Source organism: Blautia glucerasea (assembly GCF_013304385.1).
GTDB lineage: Bacteria > Bacillota > Clostridia > Lachnospirales > Lachnospiraceae > Blautia_A > Blautia_A ammoniilytica.
This window is the reverse complement of record NZ_JAAITU010000133.1, coordinates 1-741: the sequence shown is the minus strand read 5'-3', so window position 1 is coordinate 741 and position 741 is coordinate 1. Positions and strand designations below refer to the sequence as shown.

Sequence of the window (741 nt, the reverse complement as noted above, 5' to 3'; positions counted from 1 at the left end):
AACACCGAATTGCTGAACTGGAACAGCAGATAGAGAAAGGACGTGATATAGATGAACGAATCCAGAGAATCAAAGAACGCCGAACAGTTGGAAGAACTTCTCCTCTTGACCGAGGAGATACAAGAAGAACTGGAACAGAAAGACCAGCTTATCGTGGAACTGAAGACGCAGCTCAACGAATCTCTGATCTTGAACGAGAAATTAAACAAAGAGAACAGAGCCGGGAATATTCAAGCATTAAAGAACGACTTGAAGCTAGCAGACAGAGCATTGCGGAACGAGAAAGAGAAGCTGCGAAGCGCAAACGTCACGATAGGGGAATGTCAAGATAAAATACGATGCTTAACACAACAACGGGATTATGCCCGGACACATCAGAAAATCGTAGAGATACCGGTAGAAAAGCCGGTACCCTATGAAAAATGTGAAGCCTGTGACCGGACAGCCTATCAGAATGAAAAAGCGAAATACGAAACACAAAAAGAGCGACTTGCAGGACAGTATAAAGCAAAAACGGTAATGTTCCAAACAACCTTGTTCCTTCTTGCATGGTATTCGCTGACAACCACTCTTTTTCAGGCAGTACAGTCAGATGTGTTTCTTTCCGATTGCAAATCATTCTTCCATGATGCAGCGTCATTCATACAAACTTTTATCGGTTGGACGATTGAGGTCGGGCAATCTGTGGCACAGATTAGCACAAAAATTCCAAATCCTTTTATAGCCGGAATGGTATATTGG

General features: G+C 43.0%; 1 protein-coding gene and 1 pseudogene. Both read left to right on the top strand.

The window, feature by feature from the left end; genetic code table 11:
• Positions 1–332 (top strand): annotated as a pseudogene (locus G5B11_RS18730) (MobA/MobL family protein); the annotation flags it as partial.
• A partial coding sequence (locus G5B11_RS18725; protein WP_244093084.1) for a DUF6040 family protein occupies positions 271–741 on the top strand: 471 nt, incomplete at its 3' end. The pseudogene G5B11_RS18730 and the gene G5B11_RS18725, both read left to right, overlap by 62 nt.